Annotated in this window: 15 protein-coding genes; 8 read left to right on the plus strand and 7 right to left on the minus strand. The window is 67.6% G+C overall.

The window, feature by feature from the left end:
• Window position 1: 1 nt before the first annotated feature.
• Window positions 2–442, minus strand: coding sequence for a DoxX family protein (locus tag KY501_RS16145; RefSeq protein WP_224363955.1), 441 nt, complete (start codon window positions 440–442; stop codon window positions 2–4).
• A gap of 83 nt (window positions 443–525) precedes the next feature.
• Between KY501_RS16145 and KY501_RS16150 the strand changes: the two genes are divergently transcribed.
• Complete coding sequence (locus tag KY501_RS16150; RefSeq protein ID WP_224363957.1) at window positions 526–915, plus strand: winged helix-turn-helix transcriptional regulator; 390 nt, start codon at window positions 526–528, stop codon at window positions 913–915.
• Between the two features lie 4 nt (window positions 916–919).
• On the opposite strand, the gene KY501_RS16155 is transcribed toward KY501_RS16150, so the two are convergent.
• From KY501_RS16155 to KY501_RS16165, 3 genes are all read right to left on the minus strand, one after another.
• The gene (locus KY501_RS16155) at window positions 920–1,303 is read right to left on the minus strand and encodes a hypothetical protein (protein WP_224363959.1); all 384 of its coding nucleotides are present in this window, start codon (window positions 1,301–1,303) and stop codon (window positions 920–922) included.
• 126 nt (window positions 1,304–1,429) lie between these two features.
• A complete protein-coding gene (locus KY501_RS16160) occupies window positions 1,430–3,472 on the minus strand; it encodes a pentapeptide repeat-containing protein (RefSeq protein ID WP_224363960.1) in 2,043 nt (680 codons plus the stop codon).
• Window positions 3,469–4,407 carry a nucleoside hydrolase gene (locus tag KY501_RS16165; RefSeq protein ID WP_224363962.1) on the minus strand — a complete coding sequence of 313 codons (939 nt, stop codon included), beginning with the start codon at window positions 4,405–4,407 and terminating at the stop codon, window positions 3,469–3,471. Before KY501_RS16165 ends, KY501_RS16160 begins: the two co-directional genes overlap by 4 nt.
• A gap of 198 nt (window positions 4,408–4,605) precedes the next feature.
• Between KY501_RS16165 and KY501_RS16170 the strand changes: the two genes are divergently transcribed.
• The gene (locus tag KY501_RS16170; RefSeq protein ID WP_224363964.1) at window positions 4,606–6,138 is read left to right on the plus strand and encodes a hypothetical protein; all 1,533 of its coding nucleotides are present in this window, start codon (window positions 4,606–4,608) and stop codon (window positions 6,136–6,138) included.
• On the opposite strand, the gene KY501_RS16175 is transcribed toward KY501_RS16170, so the two are convergent.
• A complete protein-coding gene (locus KY501_RS16175; RefSeq protein WP_224363966.1) occupies window positions 6,056–6,682 on the minus strand; it encodes an RNA polymerase sigma factor in 627 nt (208 codons plus the stop codon). The two genes, KY501_RS16170 and KY501_RS16175, sit on opposite strands and share 83 nt — an antisense overlap.
• A gap of 253 nt (window positions 6,683–6,935) precedes the next feature.
• On the opposite strand from KY501_RS16175, the gene KY501_RS16180 reads away from it, so the two are divergent.
• Complete coding sequence (locus KY501_RS16180; RefSeq protein WP_224363967.1) at window positions 6,936–7,571, plus strand: hypothetical protein; 636 nt, start codon at window positions 6,936–6,938, stop codon at window positions 7,569–7,571.
• 116 nt (window positions 7,572–7,687) lie between these two features.
• Window positions 7,688–8,197, plus strand: a complete 510-nt coding sequence (locus tag KY501_RS16185) for a C39 family peptidase (RefSeq protein ID WP_224363969.1) — start codon at window positions 7,688–7,690, stop codon at window positions 8,195–8,197.
• 80 nt (window positions 8,198–8,277) lie between these two features.
• Here the strand turns inward: KY501_RS16185 and KY501_RS16190 are convergent, their stop codons facing one another.
• Window positions 8,278–9,513, minus strand: coding sequence for a hypothetical protein (locus tag KY501_RS16190; RefSeq protein WP_224363970.1), 1,236 nt, complete (start codon window positions 9,511–9,513; stop codon window positions 8,278–8,280).
• Between the two features lie 139 nt (window positions 9,514–9,652).
• On the opposite strand from KY501_RS16190, the gene KY501_RS16195 reads away from it, so the two are divergent.
• The 4 genes from KY501_RS16195 to KY501_RS16210 all read left to right on the plus strand — a co-directional run bounded on the left by KY501_RS16195 (window position 9,653) and on the right by KY501_RS16210 (window position 12,396).
• On the plus strand, window positions 9,653–10,339 hold the full coding sequence (locus tag KY501_RS16195; RefSeq protein WP_224363971.1) for a hypothetical protein: 687 nt from the start codon (window positions 9,653–9,655) through the stop codon (window positions 10,337–10,339).
• 57 nt (window positions 10,340–10,396) lie between these two features.
• The gene (locus tag KY501_RS16200) at window positions 10,397–10,774 is read left to right on the plus strand and encodes a hypothetical protein (protein ID WP_224363972.1); all 378 of its coding nucleotides are present in this window, start codon (window positions 10,397–10,399) and stop codon (window positions 10,772–10,774) included.
• Window positions 10,771–11,895, plus strand: coding sequence for a hypothetical protein (locus tag KY501_RS16205; protein WP_224363973.1), 1,125 nt, complete (start codon window positions 10,771–10,773; stop codon window positions 11,893–11,895). The genes KY501_RS16200 and KY501_RS16205 overlap by 4 nt, the downstream gene beginning before the upstream one ends.
• A gap of 78 nt (window positions 11,896–11,973) precedes the next feature.
• Complete coding sequence (locus KY501_RS16210; protein ID WP_224363974.1) at window positions 11,974–12,396, plus strand: hypothetical protein; 423 nt, start codon at window positions 11,974–11,976, stop codon at window positions 12,394–12,396.
• Between the two features lie 7 nt (window positions 12,397–12,403).
• On the opposite strand, the gene KY501_RS16215 is transcribed toward KY501_RS16210, so the two are convergent.
• Entirely contained in the window at window positions 12,404–17,701 is a 5,298-nt protein-coding gene (locus tag KY501_RS16215; protein ID WP_224363975.1) for a trifunctional serine/threonine-protein kinase/ATP-binding protein/sensor histidine kinase, read from the minus strand.
• Between the last annotated feature and the right edge of the window lie 316 nt (window positions 17,702–18,017).

Consider the following 18,017-nt stretch of genomic DNA (forward strand, 5'->3'; position numbering starts at 1 on the left):
CTCACCCCTGCCCCGTTGCCCCCTGGGGCTGAATGGGGGCTCGGGACCGTCGCCCCCAGAAGACGAAGAGCGAGAGCGCGACGAGCAGGAAGTTGAAGGGGGTATTCGCGGCCTCGCCTCGCGAGAAGTGGAAGACAATCGCGGAGACCTGGAGCGCCGCGCAGCCCAGCGCGGCGAGGACAGTCAGGCCCGGCTTGATGCGCGTGAGCGAGGGCAGGACGATGCCGAGCCCTCCACACAGATCGATCACTCCAGTCGCGTACAGGAACCCTGCTGGGACCTGTCCTGCCCACGGGATCACCGCCGCGAGCTTCGGGACCGGAGTCAGGAGCTTCCAGAACCCTGTGCCGACAAAGACGATGGCCAGGAGCACTTGGACGACCCACAGGCTGATGGGAAGAGCATTGGACGGACTCGCGCTGCCGCCGATCGGAGCACTCATGGGTAGTTACCCTTTTGTTCCTGGTGACGGATAGTGACCTGGGATGTCTCGCATACCGTGCGGATGCCGGACAAGGAGGCACATTGAAGTCACTAGGGAACGGAAAGATGACCGGGCGCTTCGACGACGACTGCGTCGCGACGCGTGAGATCCTCAGCCTGGTCGGGGACAAGTGGAGCGTGATGGTCACCGTCAACCTCGGGCAAGGCACGATGCGCTTCAACGATCTGAAGCGTGCCATCGAAGGGATCTCTCAGCGCATGCTGACCCTCACGCTGCGCGGCCTGGAGCGAGACGGGCTCGTGAAGCGGACCGTCTTTCCGACGACTCCACCGCGCGTGGACTACGAACTCACGCGGCTCGGACAGACGCTGCTCGAACCGGTGAGCGAGCTCGCCGCCTGGGCGCAAAGCCACAAGCCCGAGATCCAGCGAGCCCGCGAGGCCTTCGAACGCGCTGCCAAGTCGAAGTGAACGCCTACGCCGAGAGCACCTGCAGGATCGCGGTCATCTGGGGCCGGGAGAGGACCTTCGTCTTGACGAGCCTCTGCAGGAGCCCCCCGAACTGCTCCAGGGACAGCGGCTTCCCTCCCACCCAGTGGAAGTGGGTGTTGTGCGTCTTGGTGGACTCTGAATCGCGGCCCATGAGACGGCCCATCTCACTGTGGATGTCCTCATGGTCCGACGGATCCTTGTTGGCCAGGCCGTACGCCTGCTCCTCCATCTTGATCACCGCGGCGTAGTGATCGTAGGTGGCCGAGTCCGGACTGTAGAGGCTGATCGCAGTCACGGACCCCGCATGATGGCTGATGACGATGCACGCCTGTTTGCCGCTATAGGAAAGAAGGACTCCGTGGACCATGTCCGTGACTCCTGAGGTGTGTTCGGTGGGGCACCCGGGCAGGTGCCAGGATCAGGCGATCCCTTCCTCTAGACGCGAGGCGACGGCGCCTGTGAAACGAGGACGTCACCCATCGCGCGCACGCGCTCAGCCGCCTTCGGCGAGGAACTTCCGGACAAGCTCAGGCGACTCGCGCGAGTAGAGGAGGCTGGGCGTGTGAGGCGCTCGGCAGGGAGTGGGGAGCGCCTCGACGCTCTTGCGCTCGAGACGTGCCCGCAGGGCCGCGACGGCGCAGCGTCCCATCTGACGCGGAGACTGCCCACTGACAGCCAGGAGCGGGGATGGCGTCTCGGACGAGAGCAGCATCCGCGCGAGCCTGGGGCTGATGTCGATCCCCAGGACCACGAGCTCCTCGCGGCGCGGAGAGACGAGCACAGCATCCACCAAGGCCTCCGTCCCCGTCCCGTTCGCGGACCACAGCACCTCCACGCTCGGGTGCGCGGCGACCTCCGCCGCGGCAGGCGGCGCGTTCTCGGGCGTCCAGCCTCCGCGCAGGGCCCCCACGCTCCACGAGATGCCTTCCTGCTCCAGGGCGCTCCGCAAGCCCATGTACCGGAGGTAGCAGTTCTCGTTATCACCGCAGTGGAGGATCCCCAGCCGCACCTCCTGATCGCGCCGGCCTCGGGCGGAGAGCCACTTCACGAGCGCCTCCCCTGAGCGCCGGCCGAGCTCGAGCTGATCGCTCTGGAAGTTCCCAGAGACGTAGCGCATCGCGTCCTCGCCCACGCACCGGTCGTAGCAGGCGATCGCGATACCTTCCTGGTACGCGGCCTGGAGGGCCGCCGCGGAGGCCATGGGGTGGCGCGGCGCGATCGCGAGCGCTTCCACGCCTCGCGAGACGAGCTCCTCCACGCACTGCCGTTCCCGCGCGATCACATCCGAGCCGCCGTCCGTCTCGCAGGTCTCTATGACCGGGTCTCCCCCGTCAGCCGCCAACCCCTCCTTCATGCCCGTGAGGATGTCCTGGAAGAAGGTGTCCTGGGCGCCGTCTCGGATGAGCCCGAAGCGGGGGCGCTCCTGGCTCTTCACGAGCGGGGGAGCGCCGCTCCAGCCACGCACGCTCTGGAGCTGATCGCTCGCCGACAGCTGAACGCCGTCGAGCCGGGCCTGGGTGAGGTTGAGGCCGATGGTGCCCGCGCGTCGCAGATCCGCCCTCCGCAGCGCCGCGCGCGAGAGGTCCGCCTGAAAGAGGTCCGCGCCTCGGAGGTCCGCCCGGCTGAGATTGGCGCCGATCACGCGGGCACGGCTGAGGTGGGTGCCCCTCAACGAGGTCCACACGAGGTCCGCCTCTGAGAGGTTCGCGGCGTAGAGGTCGGCGGAGTCGAGAATGGCGCGATCCAGGCGGGCCCTCGCCAGAGAGGCTCCGCGGAGCAGCGCGCCCTCCAGGTTGGCACCCTCCAGGTTGGCGCCCTCCAGGTTGGCGCCGCGCAGATCGACCCCTCGGAGGTCCGCCTCCTGGAGGAGGGTCTTCTCGAGGTTCGCCCCGGCGAGCCTGGCGCCGCGCAGGTTCGCGCCTCGGAGGTTGGCGCGCGCGAGCCGGGCATGGGACAGGTCGAACCCCTCCTCGGAGAAGAGTACCGGAGGGAATTGCCGAAGGGCGGCCAGGGCAAAGCGAAGACGGCGACAGGGCCCCAGGTCGATCCCCGTCAACTCCGCCTCCTCCGCCTCCAGGCCCGGCCACCCCTCGCACTCCTGGGCCAGGAGTTGGAGGTTGCGGATCCGAGTGGTGCTGTACCGAGAGCCCGCGCTTTCGGCTGCCTCGCTCCGCAGCGCGCGGATGCGCTGCTGGTATCGGTTCGGCGCATCCAGGAAGTAGGAGACGGTCGCGACCAGGATCGTGAGCTGGCCGATCAGCGCGGAGAGTTGAAAGAGGGACAACTGCCGCATCCAGTCGATGGTGACCTTGAGCCGGCGCTCCAACCCTCCCAGGACACGGGAGAGGTTCCGCAACAGCCACACCCGCGACCACATCGTCTCGTCTTGCGCCAGCAGCAGCCGGCGGTAGCCCTCCACGGGCAGGTCGAGGCGCTGCGCCTCCTCCAGCTGGGCATACTCGCGCTCGAGCGGATCCCCGATGGCGCTCACGCGCTGCAGGCTCTCACGGAGCTGCTCTCGGGCCGGGAGGCTCATCGCGCCAGACGCCGTTGGATGAAGTCGATCACCTGCCCTGCGTTCACGTCCGTGCAGATCTTCGGGACGTGCCTTGCCACGCGCAGCGACTCCGGGGGGAGAGGCTTCATCACCGTGCGCCCGGCCTCGCGCCCCTCGAGCGTCACCGCCACGAGGGCCTCCTCGTACTGGAAGAGGGTGGGATCCAGCACGCAGACGATGGCCGTGGGATCATGGGCGTAGAGGCCCACGAGGCCGTACCGCCGCAGGTGAAAGTCTTCGTAGACGCGGGTGATGCGCCAGATGAACTCTCCGAGGCGATGGGGGGGCTGCCGAAGCCTCTGGAGGTGATCCGGCGTCAGCACCACCCGGGTCGTGACATCGAGCCCGACGAGGGTCAGTGGCCAGTCCTGCGACAGCACGCGCGACGCGGCGACGGGATCATTGAAGATGTTGGCCTCCGCGGTGCCCGAGATGTTCCCCTGGACGCGGAACGCTCCCCCCATGACCACCACCTGCGCCACGGCCGTGCTCAGCCGCGGCTCCAGTTCCAGGGCCAGAGCGAGGTTGGTGAGGGGCCCCAGGGTGACGAGGGTGATCTCTCCCGGGGAGTCCATCACCGTCCGCGCGATGAATTCTGGCGCGGAGGCTCGGAGAGGGGCAGTAAGGGGCGCGGGGATGAGAACGTTCCCCAGTCCGTTCTCGCCATGGACGTGCGTGGCGGGAGTCCGGCATGCCCCGTTCACGGGGGTGCGCGCTCCCCGCGCCACCGGGATCTCCGGGTGCCCGGAGAACTCGAGCAGGTAGAGCGCGTTCAGCGTCGCGGCCCCCGTCTCGATATTGCCGAACGTGGTCGTGATGCCGACCACCTCAGCCTCCGGCGAGCCGAGGGCCAGGAACAGCGCGAGGGCGTCGTCGACGCCGGGATCCGTATCGATGAGAAGCTTTCTGGGCATGACATCTGGCTAGACGACAGAGCCGGTGGGGCCGTGATTGGAGCGGCCCGGCTCGGGTTGATGTTCACGGCTGGTGCCGACGAACGTCAGAAGAGATGAGGCGAGCCGCTTGGAAGCGCCGGGCTGGTTCCCGTCGGGGACATGGGCTCCGCCTCGCTCAGGAGCATGCGCGGCGCGCATGCATCAGGAGGCCTGGAGATGAACCTCGAGTTGCTCCTTGCTCATGCCGATGACCATCGGCCCACCGCACCAGAGGGGCTCCCCGTGGAGTCCGCAGCGAACGAGCCGTGTCCCGCCCAGGGCACAGAGCCGCTCCACCCTTGGGAGCCGGACGGGGATCCCAACGATCTGTCCCTGCAGCGGTGGGGTGTCATCGCCCCGGAAGGCCCGCGCGGCGAGCGGCTGCTGGCGCTGATCCAGCCGCTGATGGAGCTGCGCCAGGCCGACCAGGGCGGAGCGCCCGTCCGGATCCATCGTGCCCCCTCCAGCCTTGGTGACGCGGAGGCCGTTGCATGGAAGAGGCGTGCGCTCGAGCACGAGGCATTCCCCCAGACCGAGCAGCCCCGGTATCTGCTCCTGCTTGGGGACTTCGACGAGCTGTCCTTCGAGCTGCAGCGGGTGCTGGCGAGCGACTCGTTCTTGGGGCGCCTGGCCTTCCGCGACGACGCGGGCTTCGAGGCTTACGTGGCCAAGGTGCTGCGCTGGGAGCGCGCGCCCTCCCCACCCGCGCGGGGGCGCGCCGTGTTCCACACCGTCCACGATGGGACCGCAGCCACGCTCCTCGGCTATAGCACTCTGGTGGCGCCCATCATCTCCCGGTGCAGAGAGCAGCTGATGGTGGGCGCGAGCCCCGCCCAGGAGATCCTGGAAATCGGCGACCCGATTGACTGGAGCCCACAACGGTTTCTCGCTACGGCCCGAATGGAGGCGCCCAGCCTCCTGTTCACGCTCAGCCACGGCCTGGGAGCGCCGCGAGCCGGTTGGAGCTCCCGCGACGCGCAGCGGCACCTGCAGGGGACGATGTGCCTGGGTGGCCGTCAGCACCTGGAGCCTGGAGACCTGGCGCGAGGCCCCTTCCTGCCGGGCGGCATCTGGTTCTACTTCGCCGGCTTCGGGGTGGGCACTCCCGCCGCGAGCGCCTTCCACCCATGGCTCAGGCGCCTGCACGCGACGGGCAGCCAGGCGGGACAGCTGGAGGCCATCCTCGCCTCGCTGCCGCGCGAAGGAGAGCGGCCCTTCGTGTCCGCACTTCCGCAGGCGGCGCTGGCGAACCCGGACGGACCTCTGGCAGTGCTGGGGCCCATGGAACTCGCGTGGAGCCATGGCTTCCAGGAGCCAGACAGTTCCTTCAGTCGCGTCGCGAGCTTCCTCTCCGTCTTCCGAGCGATGCTCGCCGGCAAGCGCGTGGGGATCGGCCTGGGGGCGCTGCTGCGTGCCTTCACCGAGACGAACCTCGAGCTGGCCCGGCTCTCCTCCTTCGCGGACCGCGTGCGGCGCGCCCAGCTCTGGATGCTCCGCCAGGAGCTGGGGGCCTACATCCTCCTGGGGGATCCGGCGACCCGCCTGCCGCTCGAGAGGCGCGCGGGCGGGAGGAGATGTACAACCACGCGCGCCATGGGGGATGAGGATCCACCAAGGGCGGAACACTTCAGTCCTCCAGGTAGGCATAGAGCTGCTGTCGCAGAAGGTCGCGGGCCTTCTGGATCCGCTTGCGCACGTTGGCCTGGCTGACGCCCAGGTTGTCCGCGACCTGCGGGTAGGGGAGATGCTTGAGGATGTGCTGGTCCGCGGCTTCCTGGAGCAGGGGCGGCAGCGATTTGATCAGCATGCGGGCGACCTGCCAGAGTTCGTGCTCCAGCAGCTGCTCCTCGGGAGTGAGCGTGTCGGAGGAGAGAGAGTTCACCTCCTCGTCACACGCCTGTTCTTCCAGGAACAACCGGCTGTAGCGCCGCCGCCGGCGCTGCACGTCCACGCAGTGGTTGATGGCCACCTGAACGAGCCAGGCGCGCAGGTTCAGGATCCGATCGTAGGTCCCAGGCAGCTTCTCGAACACGGTGACGGAAATGCTCGCCAGCGCATCCTCGGCATCCGCCTCGTCCCCCAGCTTTCGAAGGCACACCATGAAGAGGTGCTCCGCATGGTGCCGCCACACCTCCTCGAAGAGCGCCTGGGCGCTTTGGGCCTCCGTCTCTCGATGGGTGGCAATGACGTCTGGGGCAGTCTCGACTGCGGATTGCCTGTACTCTTCCTCTTTCAAAGAATCAGTCAGCCGCAATGGTGATCGCGATCCTCCGGAGGCTTGATCGAACGGAGGGGAGGCGCTGTGAACGCGCACTGACTGGTCGCTAGAGATTCCCCCTCTCGACAGGGCGCAGGAAGCCGAGGCTGGAAGAGGAATTTCCGGGCATCCGCACGCCCGGAGCTCCATGGACGTTCACGGCGGTGAGCGCTGCATCGTCATCAAGGCCGGAAGGCAAAGGCACGCCCTCCGAAGTGATCACCAACCGGTGCCTCGAACGAGAGATGCAATGAGCAACGACATCTACATCAAGGTCAGCAACAAGGATGCGGGCAAGCAGTACATCCTGGTCTTCCAGAAGCCGGACACGAACCTCAACGAGATGTACGACACCCTCTTCCCCGTGGCCTGGAAGGTGTTGCCGCTGAACAGCGGGGGTGAGCAGAGCATCACGTACCCCGTGCAGCTCGAGATCATGGTGAAGGAGAGCACCGCCTCTTACGATGCGCGGGCGCGCGGCACCATCCAGGAGACGCCGGTGGGCCAGATGTGGCGCTTCACCAACGATGGGGACTTCAACGTCCTGGAGAAGGCCCCGGCCGCCACGGTGGACGGGCTGATGGGCTGCCGCAACGAGGCCCCGCAGCTCATCGACATCGGCCTGGCCAAGAGCGGCACGCCGCTGGTCGTGAAGCGCCGCATCGCCCAGGGGGACCAGGCGAACTTCAAGCTGACCCCGAAGCTGTACTTCGCCTACGTCACGGACATCCAGGCCGGTGAGCTGATCAAGTCCGACGTGTCCTCCTCCAAGCTCTTCGAGCTGGACCTGACCAACCTGAAGGCGGTGGACATCGAGCTGTCCATCGCGGACCAGAACACGGGGAAGAAGCAGTGGACGGCGCGCAACCGGCGGTCGGCCAGCTAGGCTGAGCACTGTGCTCGGTGGCTCGGGCGGGAGGGGGCATCCTCTCCCGCCCGATTCGTTCACAGCCCCCTGTCCTCCCACGTCTCTGAGGTACCCCCCCAACAAGGAGGCATCTCATGGCGTGGTCAGCAGTCAATGACAGTCTGGGCAATACGTATCAGCTCTATTCGCAGGAGAAGAACAACAGCTGTGCCTGCGCGAGCACGATGATGGTCATCCAGCTCGTGAAGGGAAAGCAGCTCGATGAGACCTCAGTGCGCCGCTGGTTCGGCGAGGCCGAAGGGAGCATCAACATCGATCAGTACGGCACGCGTGACTTCGCCAACGTGGCGGCGACGCAGAGCCCCATCATCAGCGTGTTGTCGAAGAACGGCATCTCGGCGCACATGGTCCGGGATTGGAGCAACGTGCAGAAGTACGTGGGGAAGGCCACCCGCAGCAAGCCAGGCATCCTCCACGTCGCCTGGACCCCGGCGGGCGGGCACTGGGTCGTGCTCGTCGGCAAGAACGCCGCCGGCAACTACATCTGCCTGGACCCCTGGTACGGCGTGGTGGAGACCCCGCTGCCGAACTACACGCCGGCGCCGGGCACGGCCGGCACGACCCACTACTTCATCCAGCTCTGAGCGGCGAGACGGGCGGCGAGGCTGACGGCCGCGCGGGTGTCGGGGCACAGGGCCTCGGCATCCGCGCGGCCGCGGCCGTTTCACGCGGTCCAGTTCCCCCCTCGCATCGAGCGGATGAGCACGGCGAGCTCGTCAGGGTTGGCCAAGCCGGCCTTGCTCTGGAGCAGCTCGCGGAAGGCGGGCTCCTGCACCCGCCTCACGAACTCCGCGCCCGTCAGGCACAGCTCCTTCATCTCCCGGTACTTCGCGATGCCCACCACGCAGATGAGGCTGGCCGCGCCATGCCAGAGCTCGAGCAGCCCCGCGTTCATGGGCAACGAGGCCTTGAGCTTGTCCAGGTTGGCCGTGAGCAGCGCGGAGACGTTGTCCACTCCTTCCTCTTCGAGCCTGAGGACCTCGAACCGGGTGATGTTGGGCAGGACCAGCAGCGACAGCTCCTCGTCACCGTCCCGGGGGATCTTGCTGAGGAGGACCTGCTTGAGCAGCCCCAGCGCGGACATCGGCAGGTAGCCGACGAGGAACATCGTGAAGAGGAGCTCATTGCTCCCGGTGAGGGTGAAGCTCACCGACAGGCCCATCACGAAGATGAGGTGGCGGAAGACGATCCCGTAGACGCGGGTGCTCACCACGTCCAGCCTGTAGAGCCGGAAGGCGAAGTACCCCAGCAGGTGCATGTACCAGCCAAGAAAGCCCACCAGCACCGGCCGCACGGGCGCCGTCGCGTCCAGATAGATGGGCAGCGAGTCCTTCGAGAACAGGTCGCGGTACTTCAGCAGGCCGTAGACAGTGCTCGCCCCCTGCCCGAACGGGTTGAAGAAGTAGATGATGCCGAACGCCATCACTGCCTGGACCAGGAACTTGATACCCCAGTCCTGCAGCGCCAGCTGGGCTTGCGGCAGGAACGGTCCCGTCCACTTGCGCCGGAAAGCGAAGCCAAAACCCAACAGGGAGCCTGGCAGCAGGGTGAGGCACATCGTCATGATGACGTTGAAGCTGAACTGCTCATGGAGGATCTTGCTCCTCAGGTTGCTGGACACCGCCTGAAGGAAGAGCTCCCGGTTCCCCTGGCTGGCGGTCCAATGCGTGGCCAGGTACTGGGCCCAGAGGGCGTTGAGCTTCGCCCCCTCCGCCTTCAGCGGCACGTCCGGTCCCTGGTACGCCAGGGCCTCCATCTCGAGCTGCTCGGTGATCTCCAGCAGCCGCAGCCCATTATTGGTGACGAACACCCCCGTCGCGACGAGCGCTGGGGAGATGTACAGCAACAAGAGGGTCGTGGCCGCAATGGCTTCCCTCGGGGATGGTAGATACCTGCTCATGGACACGCTCCTCGTGATGCGGTGAGTGGCCAGGCTCAGCCTGGCCATGCGGGAGACGCGCGCCTTCCAGAGCGTGTGAATTCACAGCCCGCGGGTGGAAGGCGTCCTCAAGGACGAACTCTCCACAGAGCAAGGCTCCATGAGCACCCCCGTAAAGTTCCGCATCAAGAACGACACCAATGGTCCGCGCAGGCTCGTCTTGTTTCAGCAGGACAGGTCCGCCGAGGGCGGAAAGCCCGCCACGGGACATCTCTCCTTCGTGCTGGCGGTCAAGCCGCTCGCCCATGGGGGCTACTGGGACTACCAGCTGCCTCCTGGCGCTCTGCAGGTGGCGGGGATGATCCAGTCCGAGACTTCTGGCACGTCCTCCACGTCGAACATCGAGGAGGCCGTCTACGGGGACTGCTGGGAGATCCGCCAGCAGCCAGGTGAGGAGCTCGATATCAAGAGGTCGTCCAGCCACGGCCCCGAGGGCGCCATCCAGATCGTGAACCTCGTGGAGGCCGGGCTCGGGCCTCGGCTGGCGACGCTGCATCGAGGTGAGAACCCTGTCCTGGGATTCAAGCTGGAGCCGGGAAACGACGTCTGCTTCTCCCTGCAACTGGCGCTCTACGTCGCTGAGGTGGAGGCCAAGGACTACGCCATGGGCCAGGTGCTCCGCCCGCAGACCATCGCGAGCGCCTTGTGCATCCCCTACGCGTCCTTTGAGTCCGTCGACGTGCACATGGCGCGCATCGTGAGCGATGCCACGGGCAAGCACTCGCTCGAGATCAAGCGCACGCTGAGAGAAGAGCTCAGGGCGCCGCAGACCCTCGAGGAGGCGTGAGGACGGCCTCCCTCCACTCTCACACCGAGAACTCTCACCATGCCCTGGAATGTCGAAATGAAGGTCCCGCTGGCGGAGCGCGCGGCAGGAGGAAGGCTCGTCCTGGACGCGCCCACCGGGCAGCTCCAAGGGGTTGCGCTGGAGTTCCTGCTGAGCACCGGGACGCAGGCTGACCGTCAACCGTTGCTCCCCTGGCCCCGCCCCTACAGCTCCGATCCCCAGCTCATCCCCGCCAGCAGGCTCCAGGCCGCGCCGCTCGTCTTCGTCCAGGCCGGTGTCGTGCTCAAGCAGCCCGCACTGGCGACGAGCGAGGTCCGACTCGCTGGGACCCTGAGCATCGGCGCCGTGCAGGCGCGGGCGGAGGTCACCGCCACTGTCGAGGGCAAGGTGTCGCACGGCAAGGTGATCACCCTTCTCTTCTGGGTGAGCGAATGAGCCGCCTCCTAATCGCCTTCGCCCTGACCAGCACCCTGCACTCGACGCCCGCGCGGGGACAGCACGCCGCGACTGAGGGCCCGGAGGGCGTGGAGGCCCCCAGTGAGCTGGATGCCTCCTCCGAGATGGGCGCAGGGCTCGATGACACCGCGGTGGGCGAGGTGCTGCACCCCACCACCCGAGCCCCCTTTGCCCTCGGGGTGCGCATGCTGGGCTCTCCACTCCAGGACGGACAGGGAGTGATCGCGCTGCAGCTCAATCCCTACCTGGCGTCGTGGGGGGAGACACGGAGCTACTCCGAACTCACCGCTGAGCGCAGCCAGCAGCGGTGGGGGCCGCTCATCGCGCTCCTTCAGGATGCCACGGTGGCCCTGAGCCTGCGCCAGGGCACTCCCTTCGAGGACAGCCGGGGCTCGAGCCGTTACGTCACGCTGGGGGCTGGACTGAGCCTGGAACTGCTCGGACAGCGCAGCCTCTACGGGCCACGTTATAGCGCCTGCCTCGATCAGACATCCCAGCGCTACGCGGTGGACGTGCTGAACCTGCCCCTGCCGCGGCCCGGTGAGCCCGCGGTCGAATACGAGCGTGCGCTCGAGGCGGTGAGCCGCAAGGTCGACGCCGCGGTCAGGGCCTGCGAGGCCACCTTCGATGGGAGCCAGGCCCTTTTCTTCTCCGCCGGGGCGAGGTGGGTGCTGCCGGGGCCGGAGCGCCAGGACGGGGACTCGGCCCGCATCCAGCACTCGTACGCGGCGCTGAGCTACGACTTGCGCTGGGAGCCGCTGGTGGTGACGGCGCAGGCGCGCGTGCTCGGCACGCGGCCGGCCCTGGCGGCGTCCACGGACATCCGCTCGGACGCCGGGCTGTCCCTGCGATGGCGCGGCTCCAAGCTCGTCCTGATGATCGAGGCCACCCACTCCATCGGCATCCCCGGCAGTGCCGATTCCCAGGCGACGCTCGCGGCCCTGGTCCGCTACACGGCGAAAGACAAGGTCGGGCTGAGCTTCGGGCTCAAAGGCGCCGGCGAGAGCCCGCGGGCCGCGCTGCACTCAGCCGTGGTGGGACTGACGGTGAGCTACGAGGGCCGCGCAGTGGTGTCGGCAGGGCCCATGGCAGCGCGGTGAGCCGCTGACCGTGAGCGCGGTTCACGAATCCGGCGCGCATGCGTCTTGAAGATGCAACCCCCTCATCGGAGACACTCCATGGCAATCCAGACCAATGCAGGCGCTGTCCTGAACAACCCGTTCCCCTTTCCGCTCCCGCCCGCGACACACGTTGATGCGGTCGCGGCCATCAACGCCCTCAGCTACGCGAACCTGTGGGCAGCGCCTGGGACGCAGACCATCGTGGGGACCATGCGCGTCGACTGCCAGGGGCACACGGGGACGGGGCAGGCCAACCTGCAGCTTCAGGTGAACGGCGCGCGAGGCCATACCACCGTCGCCTGCATCCTGATTGACGCCACCGCGCAGTCTGTCGCGCCCAGGCCAAACAATGCCACGCGGGTGACGGCCCAGCAGGCGGAGATCCGCCGGGTGGCGGTCGCGGCCTTCATGAACAGCCTCCAGGACTTCGAGCTGGGCAATCCGCGCATCTGGCGGGTGACCGGCACTCCCTCCAGCTAGCCTCATATCAGGAGAGCGGAAGCTCCAGCGTGGCCACGGCGCCCTTGCCCGGACCCTCGCTCTCCAGCGTGAGGCGTCCTCCCAGCATCTGCGCCGCGAGCGCGCTGGAGTGCAGGCCGAAGCCATGGCCGTCCTTGCGTGTGGTGAAGCCGTGCATGAAGAGGCTGGCGCGCGCCTCCTCCGAGATTCCCATCCCGTTGTCCACCATCTGGATGCGCACGAACTCCCCCTCCGCGGCCAGCCGCACGCGCAGGGAGCGCTCTCCCTCGAGTGCCGAGTCCAGCGCGTACTTCGCGTTGCTGATGAGGTTGATGAGGATCTGCAGGACCTTGTGCTTGTCCACCTTCAACCTGGGTACCGGTGCCACTTCCCGATGCACGGTCACCCCATGGCGCTGGAGCGCCACCAGCTGGATGCGCAGGGCGTCATCGAGGAGCTGGACCAGGTCGCACTCCTCCTCCAGCAGCGCGGTCCGGGCATAGGTCTGCTGCACCTGGACGATGGCCCGGATGTGCTCGACGTGCCGGCCCAGCGCCTCGACATCATCCATCAGGCGCGTCTGCTCGGACACCAGCTCATCGGACAGCGCCGCCAGGTAGTCGGGCAGGTTGCCGCCGCGGGCGCCAGGAGCGAGGAAGCCCGGCAGGTCCACCCGGTGCTCCAGCAGCAGGTTCGTGGCCTGTTTCAGCCGGCCCACGCGAGAGGAGCCCACCGCCTTCTGCATCATCTCCAGGTTGATGACGGCGCTGGTGAGCACATTGCCCACGTTGTGCAGCACGTTGGAGGCCACCTCGGCCATGCCCACCTCGCGCGCCGTGTCCACCAGCCGCGCCTGTGCCTGCCTCAGCTCGCGCGTGCGTTCCTCTACCCGCTGCTCCAGCTCGTCATTGGCGCGGCGCAGCTCCGCCTTGGCTCGCTGCACGTCCTCGTACAGCCGCGCGTTCTCGATGGAGATGGCCGCCTGCGAGGCGATGTGTCCCAGCAAGCTCAGGCGCGTGGGGCTGAAGGCGTTGGTGGCCAGGGTGTTCTCCAGGTACAGCGCTCCGGAGAGCTGCTCCTGGCGCAACAGCGGCAAGCACAGCACGGACCTCGCCCCACTGCGCGCCAGGTACTCGTCCGCGGAGAACGGATGGGGCTTGGAGGCATCACCGATGAGCACGTGCTCGCGGGTGCGCCGCACGTAGGAGAGGATCGTCCACGGGAGTTCGTGGGCAGCGCTCTCGCCCGAGAGGACGGTGGGGCCGCCTGAGGACGCGACGGAGACGGCCGCCACCGAGAACGTGTCCCCGTTGGGCAGCAGCAAGGCTCCGCGCTGAGCGCCGGCATTCTCGATGGCCGCCTGCAGCAGCGTCGTCACCAGCCGCTCCAGGACGATCTCGCCGGAGATGGCCTGCTGGGCCTTGACCACCGTGAGCGCGTCGATCCGGGTCGAATTCGTGCTGCTGCTACTGGAGGCGTCGTCCTCGGAGGCATGGGAGGAACCGAGGTTCGGCCACAGCGTCTCCAGTTGCTGGACCTTGCCCAGGGCTCCCCACTGCTGGTACGCGGCCCGGGCCTCGCGCGCGAAGGCGTGGGCGACAATGGGCGCCTGCCGCGTGCGCCAGAAGTTCGCCGCCAGCTCGCTGGCCAGCCCCACGAAGTGGGTGGCACCGCTCTCGCGCGCCCAGCGGATGGCCTCCTCGTAGGCGCGCGTCGCCTCCTCCAGCTTCCCCGAGAGGCGGGCCAGCTCCGCGAACACCATCCGCTCGAGCGCGCGGAAGTTCTCGGGGCAGTGCTCCGCCCACTGCGCGAGCTGTTGCTGGTGACGCTGGATGGCCTCGAGCCGCTGCCGCTGCTCTTGCGCGGTCGCCTCCTCGAAGTCCGTGGCCAGGGCCAGGGCCCGGTAGAAGTGGAACTCGCGAAGGGAGAGGCCGCCCTTCAGGGACCACTCGAGCGCGTTCGCCTTTTCCGCTGCCTCTCGCGCCTCCGGGTAGGCGCCGCACATGAAGCGCGACTGGAGCTTGGCGATCCAGTAGTTGACCCGCGTGCCGGTCAGGCGCTGGGGTGTCAGCCGAGCCTCGAAGGCCTGCTCATCGAAGCCGTCTCCGCTCAGGGTGCCGAACGAGAGCGAGTGCCCCCGCAGCTGCTGCACGTAGCGCTGATGGATGAGGAGCCAGTCCTGGATCTCCACGAACCCGGTCTTGCTCAGGAACTCGCCGCGGACGACCGACTCTTGCTGGATCTCATCCAGGTGATGCCCCATGGCGAGGCGGTTCGAGACAATCGTAGGGCAGCAGTAGGCGGCGGGAATGGTGTCACCCACCTGGAGCATGTGCTGGAAGCCACCGAGGAGCAGCTCCTGCGCCCTGGCGAGGGGCTGGGTCCAGTAGCAGGTGTAATGCATGCCGAAGAGGACATTGCCTCGGAGGGCGGACAGATCGTACCGCTCGACGAAGGCGTCGGCGAGCCTTCCGAAGGCCAGGCCTTCCCGGTACTGGTGGAAGAACGAGCCGGTGATGACGCCGAACCAGCAACACCCCAGCGCGCCGATCTCCACGAAGCCGTGGCGGAAGGTGAGGGAGACCATCTGGCTCAGGACGATGATGAGCAGGTGGGGGTCGGTAGCGAATGCGGCGCCGAAGAGCTTGAAGAGGGTGCCCATGACCAGCTTCATGTCCGGGTCCGTCATGAGTGGCAGCTCGACGAGGCTCTCGATGGAACGCTCCCCCAGCAGGGCCCAGGTCTCCCGATGGGCGGCCACCGCATCCTCCCAGGTGGGGCTCCGCGAGAGCGGCATGCCCAGCAGCTCCAGCAGCTCCATCAGGCACGTCACCGCCTCCGGCATCGCACCCGAGGCGAAGTACACGTCGCTCTTCAGAATGGAGACGGCCACGATGTCCGCGCGAGACCGTACCCGGGAGCCGAACTCCTCCACCTGACGACGAACCTCGGCGATGTTGCCACTCATGAACTCACAGCTCGCCCGCGTGAGCCGCGCCTCGAAGGCCAGCGCGTGGTCCGTCTCCCAGGGGTCTCCCGGGATGAGCGAGAAGGCCGTCGAGACGTACGTGATGGCGGGGCGCAGCGCCACCGCAGCCTTGGCCTTCCGGCCCGCCTCGGCGTTCAGCCGCGCGAGGTGGTGGCGCTCGGCGGGCTCGTGGATCAGGTCCACGGCGGCGTTGAGCTGGCTCACCACTTCGAAGATCTTCTCGCGCACCTCCTCCTGAGACAGGCGCTCGAGCAGCAGCCGGCCGATGCGCAAGTGGGTGGCCTTGCGCTCTTCCTCTGAGAGGAGGGAGTGGGCCGCCTGCTGGATGCGATCGTGGAGGAAGCGGTACTGCTCCGGCCCCACGCGCGCCAGCATGCCCCCATTGAGCGAGGGCTCGAGCCCCTGCTCCACCTCTCCCAGCTCCTCCAGGCTGGTGAGAGTGCCCAGCATCGGGAGCGAGAAGACATTGCCCACGCACGCCGCCTGCCGGAGCAGGTGCTGGGTCGTGGGGGGAAGCTGACGCAGCTTGCCCACCATGAAGTCGACGACGTTGTCCGAGTACCCCCGGGCCCGGATCGCTTCGGAGTCCCACCGCCACCCTGTTCCGGGGGTGCGCACCAGCAGTCCGTCCTGGTTCAGCGTCACCATCCACTGGAGGAGGAAGAAGGGGTTGCCGCCCGTCCGCTCGTGCACCAGCGCCGCGAGCGGGGCCACCAGACCCTCGCCCGCGCCCGGGAGTGCATCGCTCACAAGACGCGCGACGTGCTCCAGGCTCAGGGGTTCCAGGCGGATCTCCGTCATCCGCGCGCCGGCCTTGCGCGCCTCCTCCAACACCGGCACCAGCGGATGGGAGGGGCTCACCTCGTTGTCACGGTAGGCTCCGATCCACAACACGGGAGGCGTCTCCGGCTGGGACAGCAGCTGCCCGATGAGCTGGAGGCTGGCGAGATCCGCCCACTGCAGATCATCCAGGAACACCACGAGCGGGTGCTCAGGAGTGGCGAACACCTGGAGGAAGCGGCGCACCACGCGATGGAAGCGGTGCTGCGCCTCGGCGGGTTGCAGCTCCTGGACCGGTGGCTGCTTGCCCGCCACCACCTCCAGCTGAGGCACGAGGCCCACGAGCACCTGCCCCTCCGCCGCCCAGGACTGGTTCAGCCGCTCGCGCCACCTCGCCAGCTCCTCGTCGGTGCCCGCCAGCAGATGCTGCGTCAGCCCGCGAATGGCCTCCGCCAGGGTGGCGTAGGGAATGTCCCGCTGGAACTGGTCGAACTTGCCGTGGAGGAAGAAGCTGCGCCGCTGCACCACGGGCTTGTGCAGCTCGTTCACCACCGAGGACTTGCCGATGCCCGAGTAGCCGCTGACCAGGAACAGCTCCGGCTTACCTCCGCGAACAACGCGCTCGAAGCCCTCGCGCAGGGTAGCGACCTGGGCTTCGCGCCCGTAGAGCCGCTGGGGCAGTTGGAAGCCGGAGGGCGCATCGTGGGCGCCGGGGGTGAACCCCTCCAGCGCGCGCGGGCCCGGCTCCTGCCGGCACTGGTCGAGGTCCGCTTTGAGCCCCTCAGCGCTTTGGTAGCGCTCCTCGGCGACCTTAGCGAGCAGCTTCATCACGATGGCCGACAGGGCCGGAGGCACCTGGGCGTTCAGCTCATGCGGAGGCCTCGGGGTGTGCGCCATGTGCGCGTGGAACCATTCCAGCGCATCCCTCCCATGGAACGGTCGCTGTCCCGTCAACAACTCGTAGAGCGTCACGCCCAGCGAGTAGAAGTCGGTCCGGTAATCGATGGCGCGGTTCATCCTCCCGGTCTGCTCGGGAGACATGTACGCCAGGGTCCCTTCGATGAGGTGCGAGGGCGCGGCGTCCAGGTGCTCGATCTTCTGGAGCGTGGCGGCCCCGAAGTCGATCAGGCGCGCCTCTCCCGAGGGCTCGAGGATGATGTTGGAGGGCTTGATGTCCTTGTGGATCACGTTGCGGCTGTGAACCTCCGCCAGCGTCGAGGCCAGGGAGATGGCCAGGTCGATGGCGCGGGAGAGTTCCAGCGGCCGGCCCACGGACTCGGAGAGGGGCTCGCCCTGCACCTTCTCCAACAGCAGCACCGGCCGCTCGTGGATCCGCTCATAGGCATAGGGCCTGGCCACGCCCCGCACGTCCCGGAGCCGCTGCAGGATGGCGAACTCCCTCCGGTAGCGCTCGCTCTCGCTGGCACCCGGGAATGGCGCCATCGGGGTCTTGAGGATGACCGGCAGCGAATCGGCTTCGCGCACGGCCCGGAAGAGCACGTTCGAACCCGTTCCTCGAAGCGTGCCGAGAACCTTGTAACCAGGGATGTTCAACATGGATGAGCGTGTTTCCGAGGCGGAGTGGCCGTGCTGGCAGGGGCGAGTCGCCTTGCCGCAGTGAAACACCTGAAATGCTACACGCGCATGAGGGGCAAGGTTCAGGGGGCAAGGTGGCCTCGTGTCGTCTTCCCGGAGTCCCGCCGAGAGAGCGCCCCGGGCCGAAGAGCCCGGGTTGAGAAGGACCCGGGTGTGGACGGGGCGGAGGCTCAATGACTCTGGACTGGCCGGGCTCCAATCGAGCGCCGGTACTGTCGGCACTCGGACTCGAAGACGCCGTCTCGATCTCCGAGCAGCCGACGGAGCCGCTTCACCA

This window comes from Hyalangium versicolor (genome assembly GCF_020103695.1).
Taxonomy (GTDB): domain Bacteria; phylum Myxococcota; class Myxococcia; order Myxococcales; family Myxococcaceae; genus Hyalangium; species Hyalangium versicolor.